The following is a 25,984-nucleotide window of genomic DNA, read 5'->3' on the forward strand; positions in this document are numbered from 1 at the left end:
TGTCAACGAGGAAGCGGCCGCGCTCGCGCGAGCATCGTGCATCTCGAACAAGGGATCGCGCGTGCCGAATTGGGTCGTCGAGGATGTGCGCGGCGCGCCTGCGTCGCGGCGTGCGCTCCGCGGCGATGAGCGCGGCCGGTGCGGCCAGCCGCCGTTCGTCGCCGTGGCGAGCGCGTCGGCACGGCCGCGTCGCGGCACGAAGGGCGCGCGGTGCCGGCCTGACTCGTCGTGCCGGCCTGGTGGCGCGGCCTTACTCGTCGCGATGGCCCGTGTCGCCACCGCCACCGCCGCCGCGCGCGAGGCGCCATGCGATCGTGCCGAGCACACCGACCGCGACGACCAGCGCGCTCCACAGCACGTAACGGCGCGTCGCATCCGTATCGGCGGCCGGCTCCGGCGGGACCGCCGAGACCGGCAACGCCGCGCCGACGCGCGCGGGCCGCACTTCCGGCGCCATTCCGACCAGCAGCGCATCGCGGCTTGCGGCCGATGACGGCAGCGACGCATTGCCGACGCCGAGCGTGAACGGCGGCGTGCCGCGCGCGACGAAGGTCAGCGCGGCCGGGTGCCAGCCGATCGCAACGGCCGGCTGACCGCCGCCGAGCCCGCCGTTGCGCATGTCGACGACGATCCGCCACGCGCGATCCGGTTTCGGCGCGAACGCCAGCGGCGAATTGCGCTGTTCGCCACCGTTGCCCTGCAGCCGGAACAGCGCGGCGTCGGCGACGTCGCGCCACGGCGCTTGCGCGTCGGGGCGACTCTGCAGCGTTGCGCGCGCAACCGTATTCGGCTGCGGCAGGTCGATGCGCACGCGATCGACCGGATACGCGCCGTCGGTGTCGAACAGATACTCGCCGGGCGTGTTGCCTGCCCGCACGTGCACGGCGTCGCGCCATTGGCGCGGCACGGCCGCGGTGTCCGTCGTGCGCGCATCATGCGGTCGCGTTTCGATCTCGATCGATCCGATCGCGGGCGCGCTGTCGAGCCAGTCGAGCCGCAGGTAGCGCGGCCCCGTGCCTTCCAGTGCGATGCGTTCCTGCATCAGCATGTCGCCGCCGCGCCCGACCTTCAGCAGTTGCGTGCTGCCGAGCGAGCGCCAGCTGCGCAGGTCGTCGCTCGCTTGCACGGCGACGCGCCCCTGGTAGCTGTCGTCGCTCACGTGCACGAGCAGCGCGTCGACCTCGCCGTCGGCATGCGACAGGTCGACGAGATCGGCCGCGTGCTTCGCGGGAGCCGGCGCGGTGACGGCCGCGCGCAGCGAGCCGTCCGGCGCGACCGACACGCCGAGCGGCGCGTGGCCGTCGTCGGTGCGGGCAGGCGGCAGCGGGAACCAGTGCACCGGCGTGCGCGACGGCGGCGCGGCGGCCGCTGCGGGCGCATCGAGCGAATACGGCACGGGTTCGCCGGCGCCGTTGAAGATGCGCACGTCGCCGAGATCGTCGCGCCGGCTGGCCGCATACACGGCCTGCGGCACGGTGAGCTGGTAATACGCGGCGCTGCCGTCGAGATCGAGCGCGAAGCGTCGGGCGACGCGCTCGGCGCCCGGCGTGCCGTCGGCCGCCGCGAACGACGTCAGCAGGCTCAGGCCGAGCAGGGCTGCGAGTCGTTTCATGATGGGGTGTCGTCCCGTTGAGCCGCGGCCTTCGGCGGCAGCGGCGAGAAATAGCCGATCAACAGCAGCAGCACGCCGATGCCGATGAACGATACGATGCGTTCGATGCCGGTGACGTGCGACAGGTCGAACAGGAACAGCTTGATCACCGTGAGCGCGAGCAGCGCGGCGCCGACGAACCACAGCGGACGCAACCCGCGGCGGGTGGCCCAGATCATTGTCGCGAGCGCGCAGAGCGTCCAGTACACGGAGACCGACGCCTGCACGAGGGTCGATTCCGCCATTGCGTCGAAGGCGTACGGCACGCCGGTCCAGTGATGCAGCGTGCGCAGCAGGATCGCGTTCAGCCACAGGAAGGCCGTCGCGCCGGCCGCGCCGAGCAGCTCGACGCGATAGTTGCCGAACGACCAGCCGAGCTTGCGTGCGCGCACGAACCACGACGCGGCGAGTGCATAGACCACCACGAGCACCAGATCGAGCGGATTGAGCAGCGGAATGCGTGCCCAGCTGCCGCCGTCCTGCGTGAAGTTCGCGTAGAAGGTCCAGACCCACATTACGACGATCAGCGGCAAGGACGCGAGCGCGCACACGCGCGCGACGCCTTCGCGGCGCGTCAGCCACATGCCGGCGAACGCGAACAGGCTCCAGCCGACCATGAACACCTGCTGGATGCCGAACGACGACAGCACGGTGTCGATGTCGTAGGCCAGGTGGAAACGGTGATGCAGCGTGCGCAGCAGCAGCGCGTTGAACCACAGGAATACGGTCGCGAGCGCCGCGAGGTCGGCCGCAAGCGGATGCCAGTCGACGCCGAGCGTCTTCAGGCGGCGCAGCCACGTGGCGAACGCGACGAAGATCAGCAGTTGCGCGACGTCGAGCGGATTGAGCAGCGGCAGCCAGAACAGCGGCGATGCGTCGCCGTCGCTCGTCACGCTCGCGATGCTCCATAGCCACAGCAGCGCGGCGAGCGGTGCGGCACCCCATACCTGGTACGCACGCGGGAACGCGGCGACCGGCCAGCGCAGGCGCGAGCCGGGGCCCGCCACCAGCAGGAGCAGCGCGCCGAAACCGTAGGCCCACGCGCTCCAGCTCCACGCGCCTTCCGGCACGAACGCGCGCAGGCGCCAGAAGCCTTCGAGCGAGAACAGCCCGCACAACGTCCAGAACATCAGCGTGTGCAGCGGCGCGATCACGGGGACGGGGATGGCCGCCACGGCCGACCTGCCCGTCGCCCCGGCTGCGCCCGTTGCCGGACCGGCGGCCGTCGTGCCGCGCGACTGACGCAGCAGCAGCGCATAACATGCGATGACGGCGATCGGCCACGCGAACGCGCCCATGCCCGACAGCGGCGCTTCATGCGAATCGAACGCGCGTAATGCGAGCAGCGCGAGCACCGGCGTCAGCGCGAGTGCCGGCCATTCGGCGATCGGCCACGCGAGCTTGCGGCGCGCGACGTGTGCCAGCCATGCGGTGCCGGCGGCGAACAGTGCGGTTGCGTCGACGACGAAGCGATCCGCGTGCAGATCGACGTGACGGCTCGCGTAGACGAGGATCTCGTGCAGCCCGCCGCTCAGCCACCACAGCAGCCCCCACGCCGCGGCGGCCGCGCCGACGTCCGGCATCCACGCGTGCCATGCGCGCGCTTCGTCGCGCCCGTGCAGCCACCAGCCGGTGAACAGCCCGGCGAGCGCGATCAGCAGCATCGCGATATATGGGCTGTTGAGCACCGGCAGCGCGTTCGCGTCGGCCGGTCCGAGCAGGCTCGTGAAGAATGCGCCGGCCGCGGCGATCTGCATCAGCAGGCCGAACCCGAACGGCGCGAGACGCTTCTCGCGCACGCCGACCCATACGATCGCGGCGCCTTCGATCGCCCACGCGGCACTCGTCGTCGGGCCCGAGAATGCGAGTGGTACCGCGAGCGTCGCGAAGATCACCGCGAGCGCGAGCATCGCTTCGAACAGCAGCGCGAGACGATCGCGGCGGCGTGCGAGCCATGCGGCAACCGCGACGTAGAACGCCGACAGCGCGACCGCGCTCCATGCGAGCCCGAACGGCATGTCCTTCACGAGCGAGGCCTGCAGCGCGGTCGCGACGATCGGCGTGCCGAACACGAGCGTGCCGTCCACGTAGTGACGCAGCGCGAGCTCGCGTTTCACCGCATACAGCAGCGCGATGCCGACATACATCAGGAAGAACAGGATCAGGAATGGTTCGGTGGTCGCGAACAGCGCGGGGCGGTATGCCGTCACGCCCCATGCCGAGCCGATCGTGAACGTGAACACGAAGCCGAGCAGGTTCAGCGGCCGCCAGGCCTTGAACCACGCGATCGCGAAGATGCCTGCGTTCAGTAATGCGTAGTAACTGAACAGCGCGACATGGCTGCCGTGGCCGGTCGACAGCAGCACCGGCGCGAGAAAGCCACCCGCGCTGCCCATGAACGCGAGCGGCAGCGCGTTCTGCTTCACCGCGAGGAACGCGCTCAGCGCGCATACCGCGACCATCAGCGGGAACGCCGCGCCGACCGGCAGCAGCGCGTAGAGCTTGGTTGCGGCGAAGATCGTCAGGTACAGGATGCCGACGCCGCCGCCCTGCAGCACGAGGCCGTAGGCCGCACGGCGCGCACGCATGCGCCAGCCGATCGCGAGCAGCGCGGCCGCGGCGAGTGCCGTGCCGGCCAGCCGGAATTCGATCGGCAGCATGTTGTTGTCGGCCGCGTACTTGAGCAGGAACGCGACGCCGAAGAACAGCACGACGATGCCGACGCGCACGACCGTGTTGCCGCCGAGCAGCCAGTCGCGCGCGGCGCGGAGCGCGCGTTCGGCGATGCCGGGTTCGCGGGGCTTTGGCGGGGCGGGCGGGGCAGGGCGGGGGGACGTTGCGGGCGGATTCGTCGGTGTACCGGTAGCGGCCTGCGCGTCGCGCGTGCGCGGGGCGACGGCCGGCGCGGGAGCGGGCGTGGACATCGACGATGGCGTGGCGGTGCTCGCGGCGACGGGCTGCATGGAGGGCCGCGGCGGCATCGTGGCCTGCGATGACGTGGCGGTGACCGGCGGCGCCGACGGCGCCAGCGCGGCGCTGCCCGTCGCGGCGGCACCGGCCTTCGCGCCGGCGAGCTGGCCGCGCAGCACATCGAGCTCGCGCGTGAGCGCGTCGACCGTCGCTTCGAGGCGCGCGACGCGATCGGCGAGCGGAACGGGCGGCGAATGCGGCGTCGCGGGGGGCGCGGATATCGCGAATTCGCCGGGTGTCGTGCCGCCGTTCTTGCGCTTGCGTTGCTGCAGTGCATGGCCGATGCAGAACCCGACCGCCGCACCGAGCAGCGTGCCGTTGGCGGCGGAGAAATCCCCGAACAATGCGGCGATACCGCCCACGATGAAACCGATTGCGGCAAAAGCCCAATTCATCGCCTAGCTCCCTCTCTCGTTTCGTTATCGTCCTTCGATCGTCGCGTGGTCCGATCGAGGCTGTTTGGGCATGGCCGGCAGGCGAACCGGCATGCGCGCACCGTTGGCTCGATGCCGTGCGCAAGGCGCGTTGCGGCTTCACAATCGGTGTGGTTGCCGGCAATGTATCACAGCGGCCATGCGGGATTTTCTGGGTTGCGCGCGGGCCTCGAAACGTGGCTGTCGCGCGTTCGCGAAGCGGGTTTTCGTACGACCATTCTTTTTGCTCGAGCGGGGGCAGGCGACACGGTCCGGTCGGACGTGAAATTGTCGCAAAGCGACGCGCGCCCGTTGCGGATCGATGCGGAAAATCACCGCTCGCATGTCCCGCTGCTGCGCACAACTTCCGGACGCGAGGCCCGTCGTTGCTGGCCCTGCGCGTATTGCATTGCCGCAATGGGGTGCCGCCGCGCCCCGCGCCCCGCATGGCGGGGCCGGCGGGCGTGTCGTATTTGCGCAAGCGTTTGTCGTAATTCGTCGGCAGGTCGGGGTTTTTTCTGGCAACTATGTAGGCACGCTATGAGACGCGTGAGTCCCCGCTACACGAGGAGAAGGTTTCAATGGATGCCCCCAAGGTCGTGGTCGAAGGTCTGTGCAAGGTGTTTGGAAGCAACCCGCAGCAGGCGCTCGACATGCTCGCTGCCGGTGCGACGAAAGATGATGTGCTCAAGCGTACCGGTCAGGTCGTCGGCGTGCACAACGTATCGTTCGATGTGCAGGAAGGCGAAATATTCGTGCTGATGGGCCTGTCCGGCTCCGGCAAATCCACGCTGATCCGCCTCGTGAATCGGCTGGTCGATCCGAGCGCCGGCAAGGTGCTGATCGACGGGCTCGACGTCGCGTCGGCACGCCGCTCGGCGCTGACCGCGCTGCGTCGCAAGGACATGAGCATGGTGTTTCAGTCGTTCGCGCTGATGCCGCATCGCTCCGTGGTGTCGAATGCCGCATTCGGCCTCGAGGTCGCGGGCGTCGGCAAGAAGGAACGCGAGCGCCGGGCGATGGAAGTGCTCGAGCAGGTCGGTCTGGCACCGTTCTCGCACAAGCTGCCGTCCGAGCTGTCGGGCGGCATGCAGCAGCGCGTCGGCCTCGCCCGCGCGCTGGCCGTGAACCCGTCGCTGATGATCATGGACGAGGCGTTCTCCGCGCTCGATCCGCTCAAGCGCCGCGAAATGCAGGACGTGCTGCTGCAACTGCAGAAGGAACAACGCCGCACGATCATGTTCGTGTCGCACGATCTGGAGGAGGCGCTGCGCATCGGCAACCGCATCGCGATCATGGAAGGCGGCCGGCTCGTGCAGGTCGGCACGCCGCAGGACATCATCGCGAACCCGGCCGACGACTACGTACGCGCATTCTTCGACGGCATCGACACCAGCCGCTATCTCACTGCCGGCGACCTGATGCAGACGGGCGCCGTGCCAACCATGTCGAAGTGCGATGCCGCGAACGTCGCGGCGACGCTGAACGGCAGTGCCGAATACGCGTTCGTGCTCGACGCCCAACGCAAGATTCGTGGCTTCGTCACGCGCGATGCGATCGGTCAGGCCACGCCGTCGGTGCGGCCGATCGAAAGCATCCGGCGCGATGCGTCGCTCGAACATGTCGTCGCGCGCGTGGTCGCGAGCCCGAATGCACTGCCCGTCGTCGACGACGACGGCTGCTACTGCGGCTCTGTCGACCGCGCACTTATCCTGAAGGCAATCACGCGTTCGCGAGGCTCCCATGTCTGAAATGATTCCGCTCGGTACCTGGGTCGACCAGTCCGTTCACTACCTGCTCGACCATGACGCATCGACGTTCGATGCGATCGGTCGCGCGATCGAGGGCCTCGCCGCACTCGTCGAGCACAGCCTGCAGGCGATCCCGATGTGGCTGATGATGGCGATCTTCATCGGCGTGGGCTTGTGGCGCGTGGGCTGGCGCTTCGCGCTGTTCACCACCGCATCGCTGCTGCTGATCTTCGCGACGGGCTTCTGGGACCAGACCGTCATCACGCTCGGCCTCACGCTGTCGTCGACGATCATCAGCCTCGTGCTCGGCGTTCCGCTCGGCATCTGGGCCGCGAAGAGCAAGTGGGTCGCCACGATCGTGCGTCCGATCCTCGACCTGATGCAGACGATGCCTGCGTTCGTCTACCTGATTCCGGCCGCGATGCTGTTCGGTCTCGGCCGCGTGCCGGGGATCCTGTCGACGGTGATCTTCGCGATGCCGCCGGCCGTGCGCCTGACGAGCCTCGGCATCCGTCACGTGAACCGCGAGATCGTCGAAGCCGGCCAGGCATTCGGTTGCACGCCGTGGCAGCTGCTGTACAAGGTGCAGTTCCCGAACGCACTGCCGTCGATCATGCAGGGCGTGAACCAGACGATCATGATGGCGCTGTCGATGGTGATCATCGCGTCGATGGTCGGCGCGGGCGGCCTCGGCAACGACGTGCTCGCAAGTATCCAGCGTCTCGACATTGGCCTCGGCTTCGAAAGCGGTCTGTCGGTCGTGCTGCTCGCGATCATTCTCGACCGCATCACCGAGAGCTTCGGCCGCGCGCCGGGCGCCGCGAAAGCACCGCTGTTCTCGGGCCTGAAGCAGCTGTTCCGCGCGAAGGCGGCACCCGCTCGAGCCTGATCCACCGGCGGCCGGTTCTTCTTCCGGCCGCCTTCCCCGATTCGACACCGGTTTCCGTGGCATGTGCCACGGGACTGGCGTCCCGTAACCTGCTCAACCGTTTGCCAGGAGCCCGATGTGACGTCCGCCGCCGCTGCCGCGCCCGCCGCTTGCGTTTCACCGGTTTCGTCCCTCGCCCATTTCGGCTTCCTGACGCTGCCGAATTTCTCGATGATCGCGTTCTCGAGCGCAGTCGAAGTGCTTCGGATGGCGAACTACGTCGGGCGCGACGACCATTACCGATGGTCGATCTATTCGCTCGACGGCGCTCCCGTGCATGCCAGCAACGGCATCGCGGTGCGGCCGACCCAGGCGCTCGACTACACGAACCTGCCCGACGTGATGATCGTGTGCGGCGGGATTCGCATCCGTGACGTGGTCGACGACGGCGCGCGCGACACGCTCACGGCGCTTGCCGAACGCGGGCTGCCGCTGGGCGGCATCTGCACCGGCGCATATGCGCTGATGGCCGGCGGGCTGCTCGACGGCTATCGCTGCACCGTGCACTGGGAGAACCTGTCCGCGCTGCATGCGGAGTTTCCTCAGGTGGGGTTTGCCGACGAGCTGTTCGTCGTCGATCGCGACCGGCTCACCTGCACCGGCGGCACCGCGCCGCTCGACCTGATGCTGAACCTCGTTGGCATGCGCTTCGGCCAGCAGCTCGCCGCGCAGGTGTCCGAACAGTTCATTCTCGAGCGCATCCGCAGCTCGACCGACACGCAGCCGATTCCGGTCGATGCGCGCGTCGGCTTCTCGCGCGCGGAGCTGATCGAGGTCGTGCGGCTGATGGAGGCGAACATCGAGGAGCCGCTGTCGCTCGAGGAACTCGCGCGGCTCGTGCGGCTGTCGCAGCGGCATCTGCAGCGGATGTTCAAGGTGTACCTGAACGTATCGCCGACTCACTATTACCTGACGCTGCGGCTGAAACGCGCGCGCGACCTGCTGCGCACGACCGACGCGTCGATCGCGCGCGTGACGGCGACGTGCGGATTCCATTCGCCGTGTCACTTCAGCAAGGCCTACCGTGCCCAGTTCGGTCACGCGCCGAGCTACGAGCGCCGGCTGCCCGGGCGCTGACACGGCCGGCGCGAACCGTTCGGTCCGCGACGCCGCCGGGATCGCGGCGAGCGGCTTCAACCATCGATCCCGCATCCATGAAAAACGACGTCAATTTGAGGAGAAGACAGATGAAGCGCCTATTGATCGCAGCGGTATGCGGGATCGGGATCGCCACACCGATGTCGGCGGTTTATGCGGCCGACCCGCCCGTGTGCAAGAACGTGCGCTTCGCGGACGTCGGCTGGTCCGACATCGCGGCGACCACCGGCCTCGCATCGACGATGCTGCAGGGGCTCGGCTACTCCCCGACCAAGACGATCGCATCGGTGCCGATCACGTTCGCCGGCATCAAGAGCAAGCAGATCGACGTGTTCCTCGGCTACTGGTCGCCGACGATGGACCCGATCATCCAGCCGTTCACGAAGGCCGGCACGATCAAGGTGCTCGCCACGCCTAACCTGACCGGCGCGAAATACACGCTCGCGGTGCCCGACTATGTGTACCAGGGCGGCCTGAAGTCGTTCGCCGACATCCAGAAGTACGCGGACAAGCTCAACGGCAAGATCTACGGGATCGAACCGGGCAACGACGGCAACCTGCTGATCAAGAAGATGATCGACGGCAACCAGTTCGGCCTCGGGAAGTTCAAGATGGTCGAGTCGAGCGAGGCGGGGATGTTGGTCGAGGTGAATCGCGCGATCCGCGACAAGCAGTGGATTGTGTTCCTCGGCTGGGAACCGCATCCGATGAACGTGCAGATGAAGATCGATTACCTGACCGGCGGCGGCGACGTGTTCGGGCCGAACTACGGCGAGGCGAAGGTGCTGACGGCCACGCCGCCCGACTACGCGCAGCGCTGCCCGAACGTCGCGAAGTTCGTGTCGAACCTGCAGTTCACGACGTCGATCGAGAACCACGTGATGGTGCCGATCATGAACAAGCAAGACCCGAACAAGGCCGCCGCCGAGTGGCTGAAGGCGAACCCGCAATCGCTCGACAAGTGGCTGGCCGGCGTGACGACGATCGACGGCAAGCCGGGTCTGCCGGCAGTGAAGGCGTATCTCGGCGTGCATTGAGCGACACCGCGCGGGCTTTCCGGTTGCGGCCGGAAGCCCGATGCCGATCTCGAGCCGCCGGAGGCAGGGCTGACGCCCCGCTTCCGGCGGCTTCGTCGTTTTTACAGGGCGGCAGGGCGCTTCGCTGCCGGCGCGACGCTTCCCGGCACTCGAACCATGCGTTGAAGATCATGTTCCACAGCATCGCGATCGCGGACATCGTCACCGACAGCGCGCCCGAATAGCCCCGGTCCTGCTTGCCTTTCGCGGCGGTGCGCGCGGATCGTTCGTTACCCGAAACGCACGCAATACACCGGCGGCAAATGCGCGGAGATTTGCCGCCAGTGCTCGCCGCCGTCACCGGACGTCCATAGCCCGCCCGTCGTCGATGCCATCGCGAGACGCGTGCCGGAGTCGTCCACCGCGAGCCCGTGCCGATACACGAGGTCGTAGGCCGGCGCGGGCGGCAACCCGTTCGACAGGCTCTCGAAGCTGCGGCCGCCGTCGCGCGTGCGCGTAACGACGAACCGGCCGTTGACCGGAATCCGGCACGCATCCTTCACGGCCGGTACGAACCACGCGGTGTCGGGATCCGCCGGATGCACGGCGACCGCGAAGCCGAAGCTCGACGGCTGCGCTTCGATGCGCTGCCAGTGTGCGGCGCCATCGGTCGAGCGGAAGATCGCGCAGTGATGCTGGGTCCACAGTACATCGGGATTGGCCGCGCACTGGACGACGCGATGCGGGTCCTGCACGTTGGGCTCGCCGCGCCGCTCGGGCGGCATGTAATCGGCTTCCATGCCGTCGGCGCTGACGCGCCAGGTCGCGCCGCCGTCGAAGGTCTGCCAGACGCCGCCGCACGAGATGCCGATCGTCACGTGGCGGCTGTCGCGCGGATCGACCATCACCGAATGGATGCCCGGCGCGTCGTAGCCGCCGCCGAACCACTCGGGGCGCTCCGGGCGATCCCACAGTGCGCGGTTGAGCACCCACGAGTCGCCGCCATCGTCGGAGCGGAACAATCCGCCCGGTATCGTGCCGGCCCACAGTACGCCCGGCTCGTCGGCGCCGCCGGTTTCGAGCGACCAGATCTGCTGAAGCGTCCACGGCGGGCGCGGCGGGGCGGGTGCTTCGTCGTCGGCATCGCCGGCGTGGGTGTCGGCAGCGGCGCGCGGCGCGTCGGCGGGTTGCGGCGGATACACGGGAACCGCGCATTCTTCCCATTCGGCCGCGCCGGCGCGGCGGCGATGCAGCTTGACGCCGAAATGGCCGAGATTGAGCGCCGCATACAGCGTGCCGTCGCGCGGGTCGGCGAGCGCCATGCTGACCGGTTCGCCGATGAAGTGCGGCTCGCCGAGCGACCAGCCGCCGTTGCCGTCGGCGTGCAGCACGAACAGGCCCTTGCGGGTCGCGACGAGCAGTCGATCGTTCATGTCGGGTGTCTCCTGTGGGCGCGGTCGGGCGCTTGCTTCGCTGAAGATGCGTCCCTTTATCCGCCGGACAACGCCTGCACGACATAGACGCGGCTGGCGTCGCCGAGCGCGTCGGACAGGTGCTGCCGGTCGCGCACCGGCTGGCCGTCGATGAACACCGACAGGTGCTTTCTCAGCGCGCCTTGGTCGTCGACGATGTAGCCGCGCAGCCGCGGTTGTTCGCCGAAGACGGTTTCGAGCGCTTCGCCGAGCGTCCGGGCGTCGATGTCGCGCTCGGGCGTGTCGATATGCCGCTGGATCGACGCCGCGAAAAAGAGGTGGGCCATGACAGTGGCTGGCAGGAGCCGCGCGGGGGGAACGGTCTGTAGTTTAGGCGATCGATCGGGCCAGCAGCGACATTGCCGTACGGCGCGGCGTCACGGCGATCTTGCTGCGCCGCGCAATGGCCGGTGCGCCCGCTCGCCCGGCTACGCGTACTTGTCGCCGACCGTACTGCGGACCGGATGCGTGTCGTAGACGATGATCATGCGCTCGATGCGTGCATCCTCGTCGAATTCGAATACGTCCACGCACTCGAACTGCACCGCGGAGCCGTCCTTCAGTCCCCAGTCGTAGGTGAAATAGCCGGTGGCACGACGTGCGCCCGTCGCGCTGACGCAGATGTCGATCGGCGTGATCCGGCTTTGTCCGGATGCCGCGGCGACCTTTTCGAAGAACGGCTGCGGCGCCATCCAGCCGAGAAACGGCGAGAATATCCGCGCGTCCGGCGTGAACAGTGCACAGATCGCGGCGACGTCGCCGCGTTCGAGCGCTTTCAGGTAGGTATCGACCTGCCGCGTGTATAGTGCGTCGGACGACGAGACCATGGTATTTCTCCGCTGATTGTTGACGAGCCATCCGCGACAGCCGTCGCGATCCGGTTCAACCACGATAGCGATGCAGCAATGACCGAACAAACGAAAAATCCGCAACCCGGGTATGCCGCCCGCGCATATCCGCTGGCGGATCTGACCCGCGCGCTGCCGCCGCTGACGGCATTCCAGGCGTTTGTCGCCGCCGCCGAACTGGGCAGCTTCAACCGGGCCGCCGAGCATCTGTGCCGGACCCAGGGCGCGGTGAGCCGTCAGGTGCAGCAACTGGAAGCGCACTACCGATGTGCGTTGTTCGTCCGTCATCCGTCGGGACTGACGTTGACCGCGGAAGGCAGCGCGTTGCTGACGGTGGCCGTCGACGTACTCGCGCAACTGGTGCGGCACGCGCATACCCACGCGCATGCTGCGTCGACCCTGACGGTGCGCTTGCCTTCCACGTTCGCGATTCGCTGGCTGCTGCCGCGGCTGGCGGCGCTCAATCACGCATTGCCGCGGACCGAATTGCGCATTCATACGTCGGCGGACGACACGCCGGATTTCACCGACGCCGATTTCGATGCCATTGTCGTGCGCGGCACCGGAAGCTGGGCGGGCATGGCGGCGGTTCCGCTGTTCGACGAATGCCTGACGCCGATGTGTACGCGCGAGACCGCTGCATCGTTGAAGTCGATCGCCGATCTCGCGCATGCGACGCTGCTGCATCCTGCGAGCAGTCGCGACGAATGGCGATGCTGGCTCGATGCCGTCGGCGCCACGCAGGTCGATCCGGGCACCGGGCTCGTATTCGATACGCTCGAATTGACACTGACCGCCGCGGCTCAGGCGCACGGCGTCGCGATCGGCGACCCGCGCATGGCGGCGGAACGGCTGGAAGCCGGAACGCTGGTCGCCCCGTTTTCGCAGGTGGCGCGCAACGGTCTCGGCTATTACCTCGTCTACCCGGTGCAACGCGCCGCGCAGCCCTCGATTCAGACGCTCGCGGCGGCTCTGGCGCGTCTCGCGCACGAGGATTGAGATCGCAACAGGCGTGCGCCGGACGGTTGGCTAAACCGGAATCGACCGTCCTCGCATGCGGATCCCGAGCCGCACGATGCCGATTACCGCATTCGACAGCCACGTCAGCAAGCGGGGCATGCCGGGCCGGCGGATATCGAGCAGCAGCACGATTCGCACTTCGCCGCTGTCGTTCCACACCTCGTGCACGAACGTGTCGTCCCATAGCAGGAAGCGGCCCTCTTCGAGCCGGTATTCGCTGCCGTCGATTTTCAGCACCGCAGCCGGCGTGCCGTCCGCGCGCTTCGGCATCGACAACACCAGATAGCCGCGCAGGATGCCGCGAAACGGCCCGCGATGCGGCGGGATGTGCTTGCCCGGCGCGAGGAACGACAGCGACGCGGACAGCACGTCCGGCGACGCCGCAACGATCGACGCGACGGTCGGACAGCGCGACAGGTTGCGCGGGAACGGCTGGCCGTAAGCCTGCATGATGAACATCCGCCAGTCGCGCGCATCGTTGGCGGAGATGTCGTACTGCTCGCGCATGATCTCGTGAAAGCGCGGGATGCGCGGCATGTCGCGTGCAACGGCGAACGCCTCCGCCTGGATGTCGCGCCACGCATGGACGAACCGCTCGGCGCCGGGAAACGCGGCCGTGTCGAGCACCGCGCCGCCGTCGATATGGCGGTCGTACAGCGTGCGAAGCAGGCCGGCTGCATAGTCGTAAGCGACGGACATGATCGAGGGGCGATTCACAGGGTGTCGTCAGTCTGCCCCACGTGTGGTGGGGGCTGCGTTACGTCAGGTTACGCCGGCTGACGATCGAATGACAGCGGGATCAACCGACGGCGGAGGCGCCGCCGAAAAACGGACAGGCCCTGTGGGCGGCCGCGCCACGCGATTGGAAATGCAGCCGGGAATAAATGGACACCGGGCGTCGTCATACGGGGTGTAGCACGTCGTCTCATTGACTTCCGAAGGAGCGAAACATGAACACGCATTGGCTGGTGGCCGCCACGGTGGCGGCGATTTCCGTCGCGAGCGTCGCGACGCCCGCGTCGGCCCAGGCGCTGACGCGCGCGCAGGTCAGGCAGCAACTGATCGACGCCGAAAACAACGGGCTGCGCTTCGTGACCGACACGTCGTATCCGGCGATGAGCCCGCTCTTCCAGCGGCAAGCCGAACAGATGCCGCAGCATCAGGCCGAGACCGCGGTCGGCAGCGATCCCGCGGCGGCTTCCGATGCGGGCAGGCCGGCGGCACTGCCGGCCCGTCCACGCTCGAACGCGTGCGTGGGCCCCGAGAGCTTCTGCACGCCGTATTTCGGCAGTTGACCTGAAGGCCTGCGTCGCCGGGTTCGACATTCACCACGCTTGATCGGTATGCAACATTGAAGGAGTTCATGATGAAAACTTGTATCGCACTACTGATGATGATCGGTGCAATCTCCGGTCAGTCTGCATTCGCGCAATCGAATGTCCCGCTTACGCGTGCACAGGTTCGCGAGGAGCTGATTCGTCTGGAGGCGGCCGGATACGACCCGTCGAAGGGCGACGACGGCGAATATCCGGCGGACATCCAGGCCGCGCAGGCGAAGCTCGTCGAGCAGGATCGGGCGAGGGTGGCCGCTTCGGCTGCCGCGCGGGCACCGGCTGCCGGCATGCCGGCGCAGATCGACAACTAGGCGTCGATATGTACGTATGCTTCTTCAGGCCGTCGTGTTCGCGGTACGGCAATCCGCATGCCGTTCGCGGCACGCGGCCCGATCGAACTGCACGGACGGCCATGCCGTCGATTGCGCGCCGCTTCGCGCGGCGCCGCGATCAACTCGTCGTCCGGTTCCGCTGGGCGCGCAGGTCGATCGCAGGATGAGCAGGGATGCGGACGATATCGCGATCCGCACATGGCGTGCCGGGATGCGAGCGGCGCGCTTACCAGGGCATCATCCGTTGCATGACCTGGTCGCGCAGAACGAAACGATGCGCGAGCGCCGCTGCAACGTGAAGGCAAATGCCGCCGAACAGCACCCACGCGAGGATGCCGTGCACGTCGCCCATCGCGTGCCCGAAACCCGATCCGGCCGCCGACAGCGCCGGCAGCGGGACGACGCCGAACAGCGTCACGGCCCATGCGCGCGACGACGCATTGATCCAGCCGAGCAACGGCACCGCGATCAGCAGTGCGTAGAGCGCGAAATGTGTTGCGCCCGACGCCGTGCGCATCGCGGGCGACAGTGCGTCGGCGGGCGGACGATGCGTCGCGCGCCAGAGCACGCGACAGGCCATCGCGGCGATGAGCGCGGTGCCCACGATCAGGTGCGCGGCGATCAGCCCGACCGGGCGGGTATCGCGATGCACGTCGGGCATCGTCCAGCCGATCACATACTGCGCGACGACAAGCGCCACGATCAGCCAGTGGAGAAGGCGTGCGACTGAGTCGTATCGGGCGGGTGTGGACATGAAAGCTCCTGGCAAGCGGTGGGGACCGTATCTTCCCGCGGATTCTACGGACCAATCCTTAACGCTTCGTTAAGCGCGTGACCGCGCATCCGTTTCGACCGGCAACGCGTGCGCGCCATCGATCCGAACGGCATCGGCTGACGGCAACGCGATCACGATGCCGAGGCCGAGGCCGTCGATGCCGGGCCCGAACTGCACGGTGCCGCCGAAGTATTGCGCAATGCGCTGGACGATCGACAGCCCGAGCCCGCTGCCGGGCGACTGCGTGCCGATACCGCGATAGAAGCGGTCGCCGAGCCGCTCGTGTTCGCCGGCGGCGACGCCCGGCCCGTCGTCGCGCACGACAATGCGTTGCCCGGCGCCGTCGTCGTGTACGTCGATCTCGATGCGGCCGCCTTGCCGGCCGTACTTGATCGCATTGTCGAGAAGATTGTCGAGCAGGATGCCAAGGAGGATCGGATCGGCCTGGATCGCGCGTGTCGCGCCGCCACCGGCGATGATGTCGATGGCCTTGTCCGATGCCCGCGCGCGGTGGCGGTCGATGGCGGTATCGACCAGTTCCCGGACGACGACGGCGCGGGCCGGAATGCGTTCGTATTCGTCGAGCCGGGCAAGCAGCAGCAACTGCTCGGCGAGACGCGCGCTGCGGTCGACGCCTTGCACCACGCGCTGCATGGCGAGCTGCTTGCCCGCCGCATCGTCGGTTGCGAGCGCGACCTGCGCCTGAACCTTGATCGCGGCCAGCGGCGTCTTGAGTTCGTGTGCCGCGTCGGACGTGAAGGCCCGCTCGCGCACGATGGATTGCCGCAGCCTGGCGAGCAGGCGGTCGATCGCATCGACCAGTGTGCGGACCTCTTCCGGGACGGTGGCGATGCCGAGCGGTTCGAGCGAGCGCGCGTCGCGCGCACCGATCAGCGTCGACAGCGTCTTCAGCGGCGCGAGGCTGCGCCCGATCAGATACCAGAGGAGCAACGCCAGCACCGGGAGCGCGACGATCAGCGGCCAGACGATGCCGCGCGCGATGCCCGTCGCGAGATCGCTGCGCGTGTTGGCCGGTTCCATCACCCGTATCCATCGCCCCGACGCGTTGTCGCGCAGCGTGTGCGTGCGCCATTGCATGCCGCGAACGACGATCGTGGCGGGGGCGTCGCTCCGGTCCGCTGCATCGGGCACGCCGGGGGCGTTGGCCGGAAGGCTCGATGCGACGACATTGCCTCGCGCGTCACGGACTTCGAACAGCACGTCGCGCGGCAGACGATCGCCGTCGTTTTCACGGGCGGCGGGCGATGTGACGCGATCCAGTTCGATGCGCGCATCGGGCGGGATGCGGGCGAGGTGGTCGAGATCGGCCGGTGCGAGATCGACCAGCAACGACGCATATTCGACGAGACGGGCGTCTTCCCATTCGCCGATCTCGCGCGTCGCATGCCGGAAGCTGCCGAACACGGCGACGATCCACACGACGACGACGCAGCCAAGCGCCATCGACGAAACGCGGCGCCGTATCGAGCGCGAGTTCATGATCTGTCGACGACGTAACCGATCCCGCGTACGGTGCGGATCAGCTCTGCGCCGAGCTTTTTGCGCAGATTCGAAATATGAACCTCGATCGCGTTGCTTTCGAGGCCGTCCTGCCATCCGTACAGGCCGTCTTCGAGACGCGCCCGCGATTGCGGCATGCCCTGATGGCTGACGAGCTGAACCAGGATCGCCCACTCCCGCGCCGTCAGCGCGATGCGCGAGGCATCGCGCGTGACCGTATGGGTCGTCAGGTCGATCGTGATGTCGCGCCAGACGATTTCGTCGCCGGCGCGCCCCTGGGAGCGGCGCACGAGCGCGCGACAGCGGGCGAGCACCTCGGACAGCTCGAACGGCTTCGCGAGATAGTCGTCCGCGCCGTCGTCGAGCCCGCGGACGCGATCGGCCACGGTGCCGCGCGCGGTCAGTACCAGCACCGGTGTCGTATCGCCCGCATCCCGCAGCGCGCGCAGCAGCTCCGTTCCCGATTTTCCGGGCAGACCGAGGTCGAGCACGACGAGCGCGAAACGTGTCGTCGCAAGCGCCGTGGCGGCGGCCTCGCCATCGCGCAGCCAGTCGACGTGATAGCCGGCCTGGCCCAGGCTGAATTCAAGGCCGCTGCCGATCAGATCGTCGTCTTCAACAAGGAGGAGTCGCATGGTCGATTCGTGTGCAGGCGTCTGCGATCGCGTGCGCCCGACTGTGCGCGCAATGCAACGGATTGTAATTGAGCCGTCTCAAACGTCGCCGATTCTGAAGAACGCTTAAGGTTTGCCGTCGGCATTCCCGCTACCATCGGCCACGATATTTCAGCGGCGTCCGTCGTTTCCCTTCAATTCGGTTTCAGATCGATCCGCGCTGCGCGAACGGGAGTTTCTTCACCGTGACATCCTCGACGATCGGGCGCTGGCGAGCCCACCTGCTGATCGCTGCACTGGCCGCCATGTTCATTCAATGTTTCGTGCTGATGTCGCTGCTCGTCTTGCGCGTGCCCGAAGCATTCTTCACCACGACGATATTTCGCGCATGGGTCTTCGTTGCCGTCGGGACCGCCATCCTTTCGGCCCGCAAGCTGTCCGACGCGGCGTTCAGGGCAGCGGTCGTCTGCGGACACGTGCGCGTGACCGGAATCGATCGACGCACGGTAGTCGTGTCATCTGATTGCGCATACCGTTTGCTTGTCGTCCTTCATATCAGGCTCAACGGGAACCGGTTCGCCCGGGTGTACGCATAAGCGCACCTTCGCGCCTGCCGGCTCCGGTGCCGGGATGGCATGGGCAACCACGGGGGGAAGCATGGTTTTGCTGCATCTGTTGCACCGGCTGGGCCCGGCAATGTCGATCGCCTGCGGGATCAGCGCGATGCTGGGCATTGCATACGTCGTCGTGGCGAGCGTGTTGATCGGCCGGTTCTTTGCCCGGCCCGGGGCAGCGCCGCGCGACTATCCGGGCGTGACCGTCGCGAAGCCGCTGCACGGCGACGAATGGCATCTCGTTCAGCATCTCGAAAGCTTCTTCGTGCAGGATTATCCGGGGCCGGTTCAGTACCTGTTCGGCGTGCACGATGCGAGCGACGCCGCGCTCGCGGCCGTCGACGCGCTGCGTGCGCGCTATCCCGGCGCGAACATCAAGGCAGTCGCGGATGCGCGGCTTTACGGACCGAACCGCAAGATCGCCAATCTCGTCAACATGCTCGAACACGCGGAGTATTCGGTGCTCTGTCTTGCCGACAGCGACGTGCTGGTCGAGCCCGATTATTTGCGCGCCGTCGTCGGTGCGCTACAGCAGACGAATGTCGGGATCGTGACGAGCGTGTATCGCGGCGTCGCATCGCCCGGCTTCTGGCCCGATGTTGCCGCCGCGATGACGAATTTCCACTTCCTGCCCGGCGTCGTCACCGGTCTCTTCATCGGGCGCGCGCGGCCGTGCTTCGGCCAGACGATTGCGATCACGCGCGCGACGCTCGAACGCATCGGCGGGCTGACGCGCTTCGCGCATCATCTGGCCGAGGATCACGCGCTCGGCGAGGCGGTTCGGCAGATGGGCGCCCATGTCGCGATTCCGCCGTTCGTCGTCGGGCATGCGTGCGTCGAAGAAACGTTCGCGACCCTGTTTGCGCATGAATTGCGGTGGAGCCGCACGATCCGCGCGGCCGATCGGCTCGGTCATGCCGGCTCGGTACTGATGCACCCGCTGCCGCTTGCGCTGCTGGCGGTGCTGCTGTCCGGCGGCGCGGCGGCCGCCTGCTGGTTGACGGCCGCGGCGCTCGCCGCGCGGGCATTACTGGTGCTCAGGACGATCCGTGCGGCCGGCGCCGGCATGCGCGGTGCAATCTGGCTGCCGTTCGTGGATATCCTGCAGTTTGCGATTTTCGTATCGAGCTTCTTTTCGTCGCAGGTCGTCTGGCGCGGCACGCGCTTTCGCGTCGACCGCGAAGGGATGCTGTCACCGGTGAGCGAGTCATGACGCAACGGGAAACGAGCCCCGGCGACACCCGCGCGGAGCAGCCGCCCGCGCGCGGCGACGCGCGGCTCCGGCATGCGGGGCGCGCGGCCGCGCTCGCCGGTCTGGCGATCGCGGTATGGCTGATCTGGCGCGAGCATCCGCTGGAAATCCTGCGTCGCCTGCAGACCGCAGGCGCCGGGCTGGTGGTCGCGGCGCTGGCCCATATTCTGCCGATGCTCGCGAATGCGTGGGACTGGCGGATGCTGATCGCCGGCCGGAGGCGGCCATCCTTCGCGACGATGCTGAAACTCGTCTGGATTCGCGAATCGATCAACGGACTGTTGCCGGTCGCGCGGATCGGCGGCGAAATCGTCTCGTTCGGTTTGCTGCGGCAGGCGGGCGTGCGGCCGGCGACCATCGTGGCGAGCCTCGTCGCCGACATGCAGCTGACGCTGATCAGCCAATTGGTGTTCGCGCTGGCCGCGATCGGCTACGTGCTGGGGCATGTGTCGTCCGATGCCGCGCGCGTGGCCGCGAACCTTGCCATCGGCATGGCAGCGCTGGTGCCGGTGCTGCTGCTGTTCGCGCTGGTGCAGCATGCGCGGCCGTTCGAACGCGCGATGCGGGTGGTCAATCATGTGACGAGCGGCAAGGTGGTTGCGCTCGTCGGCGAGTCGGCGCGCACCGATCAGTCGATCCGGATGATCTGGCGCAGGACCGGCATCGTCGTCCGCTATCTGGCGATCTGGCAGACGCTGCAATTCATCGGTTACTCGCTGGAAATCTGGCTCGCGCTCCACTTTCTCGGTGCCGATCCGACCTTCGCGCAGGCGCTTGCGATCGAGGCGCTGATCCAGTTGCTGAGCAGTGTCGCGTTCGCGATGCCGGGCGGACTGGGCGTGCAAGAGGGCGGGTTCGTGCTGATCGGCGGACTGCTCGGGTTCGACGCGCCGACCTGCCTGGCGCTGGCCGGTGCCCGCCGCGTGCGCGATCTGCTGTTCTATCTGCCGGGCTTGCTGGCGTGGCAGCATGCAGCCGGCGCGGCGCGCGCGCCGGGTGGAACGAAACGCGCATCGATACGCATCGGGGAATCCGCCGGGCCGCGCTGATGCGGCCCGGTGCGGCCTTGCCTGCCGGGCGGACCGCGGCGATGCCGCCGCACGCCGGGCGGCGCGGCCATCACCGCCGTTCGTCGGCGATGTAGCTGCGGATCACGTCGGCGAACGACGTGTCGCCCTTCAGCCCGAGCGCTTCCGCGCGCGTCGTGTCCCAGCGGCCCGGCCAGCTGCCGACGATCTTCTCGACACGTTCGTCCGGCGCATGGCGGATCAGCTTCACGACGTCGTCGCCCGCGACTTCGCGCAGCGCCGCGATCATTTCGTCGACCGACACCGACAGGCCGGGCAGGTTGATCACGCGCTTGTTGCCGAGTTTCTCGCCGTCGATCTCGCAGCCCGCGACGAGCGCTTCGATCGCGCCGCGCGGCGACAGCAGCCACAACCGCGTCGAACCTGGCACCGGGCACACGCTTTCCTCGCCGTTCAGCGGCTCGCGGATGATGCCGCTCGCGAACGACGACGCGGCCGCGTTCGGGCGGCCCGGCCGCACGCTGATGGTCGGCAGCCGCAGCACGCGGCCGTCGACGAAGCCGCGCCGCGCGTAGTCGCACAGCAGCAGCTCGGCGATCGCCTTCTCCGCGCCGTACGACGATTGCGGATTCAGCGCGGTGTCGTCCTGCACGACGTCGGGCAGCACGCCGCCGTAGACCGCCACCGAGCTCGTGAACACGACGCGGGGACGATGGCCGCGCGCGCGGCACACCTCGAGCAGCGTGCGCGACGCGTCGAGATTGATCCGCATGCCGAGATCGAAATTGGCCTCGGCCTGCCCGCTGACGATCGCCGCGAGATGGAAGATCGCGCCCGTCTGCGTGTCGATCGCGCTTTCGAGCACCGCGCGATCGGCGATGTCGCCGACGATCGAGCGCACGCGCGCATCGCCGAAATCGCTGCCCTGGACGACGTCGAGCAGCACCAGCTCGTCGATCCTGCCGGTCCGGCCGTCGGGGCCGGTCAGCTCGCCGCGTTCGAGCAGCTTGCGCGCGAGACGTTGACCGAGAAAGCCGGCGCCGCCGGTGATCAGTACTTTCATGTTGTAAGCCCTCTTGGAATTGCTTGAATTACAGGTACGGCTTGAGCCAGCCAAGGCCTTCCGACGTGCCGGCCTTCGGGCGATATTCGCAGCCGATCCAGCCGTCATAGCCGAGTGCATCGATCAGCTCGAACAGGTACGGATAGTTGAGCTCGCCGACATCCGGCTCGTGGCGCTCGGGCACGCCGGCGATCTGGATATGGCCGATGCCCGCGAAATCGCGCTTGAGCTTCATCGCGAGGTCGCCCTCGACGATCTGGCAGTGATAGCAGTCGAACTGCACCTTCAGGTTTGGCGCGCCGACTTCGGCGCAGATCTCGTGCGCATCGTCCTGGCGGCTCAGGAAATAGCCGGGCATGTCGCGCTGGTTGATCGGCTCGATCAGGACCGTGATGCCGTGCGCGAAGGCGGCCTGCGCCGCATGCCGCAGATTCGCCACGTAGGTATCGCGATGGCGCGCGCGGTCGGCGCCCGGCGCGACCATCCCGGCCATCACGTGCAGCTTCCTGTTGCCGAGCACGCGCGCATAGTCGAGTGCCTGGTCGATGCCGCGCCGGAATTCGTCTTCGCGGCCCGGCAGCGACGCGATGCCGCGTTCGCCGGCGGCCCAGTCGCCGGGCGGCGCGTTGAACAGCGCCTGCTCGAGGTTGTGCGCGTCGAGGCGTGCGCGGATGTCCTCGGCGGCGAAGTCGTACGGGAACAGGTACTCGACGGCCTTGAAGCCGTCGTACGAGGCGGCGGCGAAGCGTTCGAGGAACGCGTGCTCGGTGTACATCATCGAGAGGTTGGCGGCGAAGCGGGGCATGGCAGCGGGTCCTGTGAGTGAATGGGGCGGGGCGCACGGCGCCCCGCGACGCATGATGGATCGGCGGGCGGCGGATCAGCGGATCAGCGGTTCACGAGTTTCGCGGGCGTGAGCCACACGGCGATCGCACCGATCACGAGCATCGCAGCGAGCACGTACATGCCGGACGACGTGCTGTGCGTGACGTCCTTCAGGTAGCCGATCACGTACGGGCTCGCGAACCCGGCGAGGTTGCCGACCGAGTTGATGATCGCGATCCCGGCGGCCGCGGCGGAGCCGGCGAGGAACGCGGTCGGCAGCGACCAGAACAGCGGTGCGCAGGTCAGCACGCCGCCGGCCGCGAGCGACAGGAACACGATCGATACCGCCGTATTGTGCGAGTACGACGCGGCGACTGCAAACCCGACCGCGCCCATCAGCGCCGGCACGATCAGGTGCCAGCGGCGTTCGCGGCGCTTGTCCGCGCTGTGGCCGAACAGGTTCATCACGACGATCGCGACGGCGAACGGAATCGCCGACAGCAGGCCGATCTGGAACGTATCGGTGATGCCGGTCGACTTGACGAGCGTCGGCATCCAGAACGTGAGGCCGTACTGGCCGGTGACGAACGCGAAGTAGATCAGCGACATCCACCACATGCGCGGGTCGGAGAACACGGCCTTCAGCGAATGGCCGTGCTTCTGCTGTTCCTGCGGCTGTGCGGCGATTTCATTCTCGAGCAGCTGCTTCTCGCGCTCGTCGAGCCACTTCGCACTGCGGATGCTGTTGTCGAGATACAGGATCGTCGCGATGCCGACGAGCACGGCCGGCACGGCCTCGATCATGAACATCCACTGCCAGCCGTGAAAGCCCGAACCGCCATGAAAGCGTTCCATGATCCAGCCCGACAGCGGGTTGCCGAAGATACCCGACACCGGAATCGCCGACATGAACACCGCGATGATCTTCGCGCGGCGATGCGACGGGAACCAGTACGTGAGGTACAGGATCACGCCCGGATAGAAGCCGGCTTCCGCGAGACCGAGCAGGAAGCGCAGCACGTAGAACTGCGTCGGCGTCTTCACGAACGCGAACACCGCCGACAGCAGGCCCCACGTGATCATGATCCGCGCGATCCAGATGCGCGCGCCGATGCGGTGCATCAGCAGGTTGCTCGGCAGCTCGAACAGGAAGTAGCCGAGGAAGAAGATGCCGGCGCCGAGGCCGAACACGGTTTCGCTGAACGCGAGGTCCTGCGACATCTGCAGCTTCGCGAAGCCGACGTTCACGCGGTCGAGATAGGCGACCACGTAGCAGAGCATCAGGAACGGCACGATGCGCCAGAACACTTTCTTGTAGGTGCGGTCGAGCTCGCCCGATTGGGCGGGCGCGGCGGGCGAGCGGCTTGCGGCCGCGTCGAGAGCAGTCATCGTCGTCTCCAGGATATTGTGTGCCGGCGGCGCGTACGCCGCCGGATCGTGTGTGTGCTGACGGAAAGACCCGCGCACACGGCGGGTATGGGAATCGGTTTGCAGTCCTGCTTGATTCGTGCGCGACGCGTTGCGTTACCAGCGTGCGCCGAAGGCCTGGCGCAGCGCGTCGAGCGCCGCGTCGGACAGCGGTTCGGGCTTCGGGTTCGTCATCAGCCACAGTCGCGCGGTTTCCTCGAGCTCCTCGAGCGCATACGACGCGTGCGACACCGACGGGCCCCACATCACCGGGCCGAGGCGGTCGAGCAGCACGCCGCGCACCTGGTCGGCGAGCGCCGCGACTTCGGCAGCGACGGCCGGGTCGCCGGGGCGGCGATAGCGGATCAACGGAATGTGGCCGACCTTCATCACGTAGTACGGCGTGATCGGCGGCAGCACGTCGGTGTCGCGCCACACGCCTGCGAGCGTCAGCGCGACGAGGTGCGTCGAATGCGTATGGACGATTCCGTTGGTCTCGGTGTTGCGCGCGTAGATCCCGCGATGCAGCGCGAGCGTCTTCGACGGCTTGCCGCCCGATACCGGCTGGCCGTCGAGCCCGACCTTCGCGATGTCGTTCGGGTCGAGGCGGCCGAGGCACGCATCGGTCGGCGTGATCAGCCAGCCGTCGGCAAGCCGCGCGCTGATGTTGCCGGCGCTGCCGACTGCGTGGCCGCGCGCATACAGGCTCGCGCCGACGACGCAGATCTCTTCGCGCAGTTTCGCTTCGTCGCTCATCATGCGGCTCCGTCGAGTGCGCGCAGCGCCTTGTCGAAAAAGTCCACCGTGCCGAAGTTGCCGGATTTCAGCGCGAGGCCGAGCGGCGGCGCGTCGATGGTGGCGGTGGCCGGCACGCCCGGATCGATCTGTGCGCCGATCTGCAGCGACTTCACGTCGAGCGCCTGCACGACCGCGCCGGACGTCTCGCCGCCGGCGACGACGAACTTGCGCACGCCGAACTCGCGCAGGCCGCGGGCGATCGCCGCGAGCGTGCTTTCGACGAGATGGCCGGCCGCTTCCACGCCGAGCGCCTGCTGGACGGCCTTCACTTCGTCGGGCGTCGCGGTTGCATAGATCAGCACCGGTTGCGGCAGGTGCGAGCGTGCGAACGCGAGCGCTGCGTCGACGACAGGTTCGCCGCGCGCTGCCGCGAGCGGATCGATCCGGAAGCTCGGACGGCTTGCGCACCACGCGGCGACCTGTGCGTTGGTCGCTTTCGACGCGCTGCCGGCGAGCACCGCCGACAACCCGTCGATGCGCGGCAGCGATGCCGCGTTGTCGCGCGCGGACAGCAGCCCCGCGCGGCGGAAATTCTCCGGCAGGCCGAGCGCGACGCCCGAGCCGCCCGTGACGAGCGGCAGGTTCGCGCACGCTTCGCCCAGTACGTGCAGGTCGTGATCGGACAATGCGTCGGCGATCGCGAAGCGCGCGCCGTTCGCGCGCAGCGCGTCGATGCGCGCACGCACGGCGGCCGCGCCCTGCGCGATCGTGTCGTAGCGGATCAGGCCGACCTGCGACGTCGTCTGCCGCTGCAGCACGCGCACGAGGTTCGCGTCCTTCATCGGCGTGAGCGGATGGTTCTCCATCCCCGATTCGTTCAGCAGCACGTCGCCGACGAACAGGTGGCCGCGGAAGATCGTGCGGCCGTTCTCGGGGAAGGCCGGGCACGCGATCGCGAAGCCGCCGCCAGCCGCATCGAGCAGCGCGTCGGCGACGGGCCCGATGTTGCCCGCGTCGGTCGAGTCGAACGTCGAGCAATACTTGAAGAAGAATTGCCGGCAGCCCTGCGCGCGCAGCCATTCGTAAGCGGCGAGCGATTGCGCAACGGCGTCGGCGGCGGGAATCGTGCGCGACTTCAGCGCGACGACGATCGCGTCGGCGTCGACCACGGTGTCTGCGGTGCCGCCGGCGGGCACGCCGATCGTCTGCACGGTGCGCATGCCGCTCTTGACGAGCATGTTCGCGAGGTCGGTCGCGCCGGTGAAATCGTCGGCGATGCAGCCGAGCAGGGGACGGGAAGCGGAAGCGGTCATG

Annotated in this window: 23 protein-coding genes and 1 pseudogene; 10 read left to right on the forward strand and 14 right to left on the reverse strand. The window is 67.8% G+C overall.

What is annotated here, in order from left to right; translation table 11 throughout:
* Positions 1-250: 250 nt before the first annotated feature.
* Positions 251-1,612: a DUF3999 domain-containing protein gene (locus tag DIE15_RS16630; protein WP_124833833.1), complete on the reverse strand. Its 1,362-nt coding sequence runs from the start codon at positions 1,610-1,612 to the stop codon at positions 251-253.
* Positions 1,609-5,016 (reverse strand): DUF2339 domain-containing protein, encoded by a 3,408-nt coding sequence (locus DIE15_RS16635; RefSeq protein ID WP_124833834.1) that lies wholly within the window; start codon positions 5,014-5,016, stop codon positions 1,609-1,611. Before DIE15_RS16635 ends, DIE15_RS16630 begins: the two co-directional genes overlap by 4 nt.
* 477 nt (positions 5,017-5,493) lie before the next feature.
* On the opposite strand from DIE15_RS16635, the pseudogene DIE15_RS16640 reads away from it, so the two are divergent.
* The 4 genes and pseudogenes from DIE15_RS16640 to DIE15_RS16655 form a co-directional block, all read left to right on the forward strand.
* Positions 5,494-6,785, forward strand: a pseudogene (locus DIE15_RS16640) (glycine betaine/L-proline ABC transporter ATP-binding protein); the annotation flags it as partial.
* Complete coding sequence (choW, locus tag DIE15_RS16645; protein ID WP_124833835.1) at positions 6,778-7,674, forward strand: choline ABC transporter permease subunit; 897 nt, start codon at positions 6,778-6,780, stop codon at positions 7,672-7,674. The pseudogene DIE15_RS16640 and the gene choW, both read left to right, overlap by 8 nt.
* Before the next feature lie 117 nt (positions 7,675-7,791).
* A complete protein-coding gene (locus DIE15_RS16650) occupies positions 7,792-8,790 on the forward strand; it encodes a GlxA family transcriptional regulator (protein WP_057927612.1) in 999 nt (332 codons plus the stop codon).
* 110 nt (positions 8,791-8,900) lie between these two features.
* Entirely contained in the window at positions 8,901-9,848 is a 948-nt protein-coding gene (locus tag DIE15_RS16655) for a choline ABC transporter substrate-binding protein (RefSeq protein ID WP_124833836.1), read from the forward strand.
* A 269-nt stretch (positions 9,849-10,117) separates the two neighbouring features.
* Here the strand turns inward: DIE15_RS16655 and DIE15_RS16660 are convergent, their stop codons facing one another.
* The 3 genes from DIE15_RS16660 to DIE15_RS16670 form a co-directional block, all read right to left on the reverse strand.
* Positions 10,118-11,260: a hypothetical protein gene (locus DIE15_RS16660; protein ID WP_057927610.1), complete on the reverse strand. Its 1,143-nt coding sequence runs from the start codon at positions 11,258-11,260 to the stop codon at positions 10,118-10,120.
* Positions 11,261-11,316: 56 nt separating this feature from the next.
* On the reverse strand, positions 11,317-11,586 hold the full coding sequence (locus DIE15_RS16665) for a MoaD/ThiS family protein (RefSeq protein ID WP_006749905.1): 270 nt from the start codon (positions 11,584-11,586) through the stop codon (positions 11,317-11,319).
* Between the two features lie 141 nt (positions 11,587-11,727).
* Positions 11,728-12,126, reverse strand: coding sequence for a nuclear transport factor 2 family protein (locus DIE15_RS16670; protein ID WP_057927609.1), 399 nt, complete (start codon positions 12,124-12,126; stop codon positions 11,728-11,730).
* 78 nt (positions 12,127-12,204) lie between these two features.
* On the opposite strand from DIE15_RS16670, the gene DIE15_RS16675 reads away from it, so the two are divergent.
* A complete protein-coding gene (locus DIE15_RS16675) occupies positions 12,205-13,146 on the forward strand; it encodes a LysR substrate-binding domain-containing protein (RefSeq protein ID WP_057927608.1) in 942 nt (313 codons plus the stop codon).
* Positions 13,147-13,176: 30 nt separating this feature from the next.
* Here DIE15_RS16675 and DIE15_RS16680 read toward each other — a convergent pair whose 3' ends face one another.
* The gene (locus DIE15_RS16680; protein ID WP_124833837.1) at positions 13,177-13,866 is read right to left on the reverse strand and encodes an aspartyl/asparaginyl beta-hydroxylase domain-containing protein; all 690 of its coding nucleotides are present in this window, start codon (positions 13,864-13,866) and stop codon (positions 13,177-13,179) included.
* A gap of 251 nt (positions 13,867-14,117) precedes the next feature.
* Here DIE15_RS16680 and DIE15_RS16685 point away from each other — a divergent pair, with 251 nt between their 5' ends.
* Positions 14,118-14,462, forward strand: coding sequence for a DUF4148 domain-containing protein (locus DIE15_RS16685; protein WP_057927606.1), 345 nt, complete (start codon positions 14,118-14,120; stop codon positions 14,460-14,462).
* A 71-nt stretch (positions 14,463-14,533) separates the two neighbouring features.
* Positions 14,534-14,812 (forward strand): DUF4148 domain-containing protein, encoded by a 279-nt coding sequence (locus tag DIE15_RS16690; RefSeq protein ID WP_124833838.1) that lies wholly within the window; start codon positions 14,534-14,536, stop codon positions 14,810-14,812.
* A 247-nt stretch (positions 14,813-15,059) separates the two neighbouring features.
* Here the strand turns inward: DIE15_RS16690 and DIE15_RS16695 are convergent, their stop codons facing one another.
* The 3 genes from DIE15_RS16695 to DIE15_RS16705 form a co-directional block, all read right to left on the reverse strand.
* Positions 15,060-15,587, reverse strand: a complete 528-nt coding sequence (locus tag DIE15_RS16695; protein WP_057927605.1) for a cytochrome b — start codon at positions 15,585-15,587, stop codon at positions 15,060-15,062.
* A gap of 69 nt (positions 15,588-15,656) precedes the next feature.
* Positions 15,657-17,108 carry an ATP-binding protein gene (locus tag DIE15_RS16700; RefSeq protein ID WP_124833839.1) on the reverse strand — a complete coding sequence of 484 codons (1,452 nt, stop codon included), beginning with the start codon at positions 17,106-17,108 and terminating at the stop codon, positions 15,657-15,659.
* The gene (locus DIE15_RS16705; RefSeq protein ID WP_057927603.1) at positions 17,105-17,764 is read right to left on the reverse strand and encodes a response regulator; all 660 of its coding nucleotides are present in this window, start codon (positions 17,762-17,764) and stop codon (positions 17,105-17,107) included. The genes DIE15_RS16700 and DIE15_RS16705 overlap by 4 nt, the downstream gene beginning before the upstream one ends.
* A 224-nt stretch (positions 17,765-17,988) precedes the next feature.
* Here DIE15_RS16705 and DIE15_RS16710 point away from each other — a divergent pair, with 224 nt between their 5' ends.
* The 3 genes from DIE15_RS16710 to DIE15_RS16720 all read left to right on the forward strand — a co-directional run bounded on the left by DIE15_RS16710 (position 17,989) and on the right by DIE15_RS16720 (position 20,658).
* Complete coding sequence (locus DIE15_RS16710; protein ID WP_063791552.1) at positions 17,989-18,339, forward strand: hypothetical protein; 351 nt, start codon at positions 17,989-17,991, stop codon at positions 18,337-18,339.
* Between the two features lie 61 nt (positions 18,340-18,400).
* The gene (hpnI, locus tag DIE15_RS16715) at positions 18,401-19,570 is read left to right on the forward strand and encodes a bacteriohopanetetrol glucosamine biosynthesis glycosyltransferase HpnI (protein ID WP_057927601.1); all 1,170 of its coding nucleotides are present in this window, start codon (positions 18,401-18,403) and stop codon (positions 19,568-19,570) included.
* Positions 19,567-20,658: a lysylphosphatidylglycerol synthase domain-containing protein gene (locus tag DIE15_RS16720; protein WP_124833840.1), complete on the forward strand. Its 1,092-nt coding sequence runs from the start codon at positions 19,567-19,569 to the stop codon at positions 20,656-20,658. The genes hpnI and DIE15_RS16720 overlap by 4 nt, the downstream gene beginning before the upstream one ends.
* Before the next feature lie 70 nt (positions 20,659-20,728).
* Here the strand turns inward: DIE15_RS16720 and denD are convergent, their stop codons facing one another.
* The 5 genes from denD to otnK all read right to left on the reverse strand — a co-directional run bounded on the left by denD (position 20,729) and on the right by otnK (position 25,983).
* On the reverse strand, positions 20,729-21,700 hold the full coding sequence (gene denD, locus DIE15_RS16725) for a D-erythronate dehydrogenase (protein ID WP_124833841.1): 972 nt from the start codon (positions 21,698-21,700) through the stop codon (positions 20,729-20,731).
* A 28-nt stretch (positions 21,701-21,728) separates the two neighbouring features.
* Positions 21,729-22,505: a 2-oxo-tetronate isomerase gene (gene otnI, locus DIE15_RS16730; protein WP_057927598.1), complete on the reverse strand. Its 777-nt coding sequence runs from the start codon at positions 22,503-22,505 to the stop codon at positions 21,729-21,731.
* A gap of 83 nt (positions 22,506-22,588) precedes the next feature.
* On the reverse strand, positions 22,589-23,914 hold the full coding sequence (locus DIE15_RS16735) for an MFS transporter (protein WP_057927626.1): 1,326 nt from the start codon (positions 23,912-23,914) through the stop codon (positions 22,589-22,591).
* 135 nt (positions 23,915-24,049) lie between these two features.
* Positions 24,050-24,691: an aldolase gene (locus tag DIE15_RS16740; protein ID WP_057927597.1), complete on the reverse strand. Its 642-nt coding sequence runs from the start codon at positions 24,689-24,691 to the stop codon at positions 24,050-24,052.
* On the reverse strand, positions 24,688-25,983 hold the full coding sequence (otnK, locus tag DIE15_RS16745; protein ID WP_124833842.1) for a 3-oxo-tetronate kinase: 1,296 nt from the start codon (positions 25,981-25,983) through the stop codon (positions 24,688-24,690). Before otnK ends, DIE15_RS16740 begins: the two co-directional genes overlap by 4 nt.
* Between the last annotated feature and the right edge of the window lies 1 nt (position 25,984).

It is taken from the genome of Burkholderia sp. Bp9031 (assembly GCF_003857965.1).
Taxonomy (GTDB): domain Bacteria; phylum Pseudomonadota; class Gammaproteobacteria; order Burkholderiales; family Burkholderiaceae; genus Burkholderia; species Burkholderia ambifaria_A.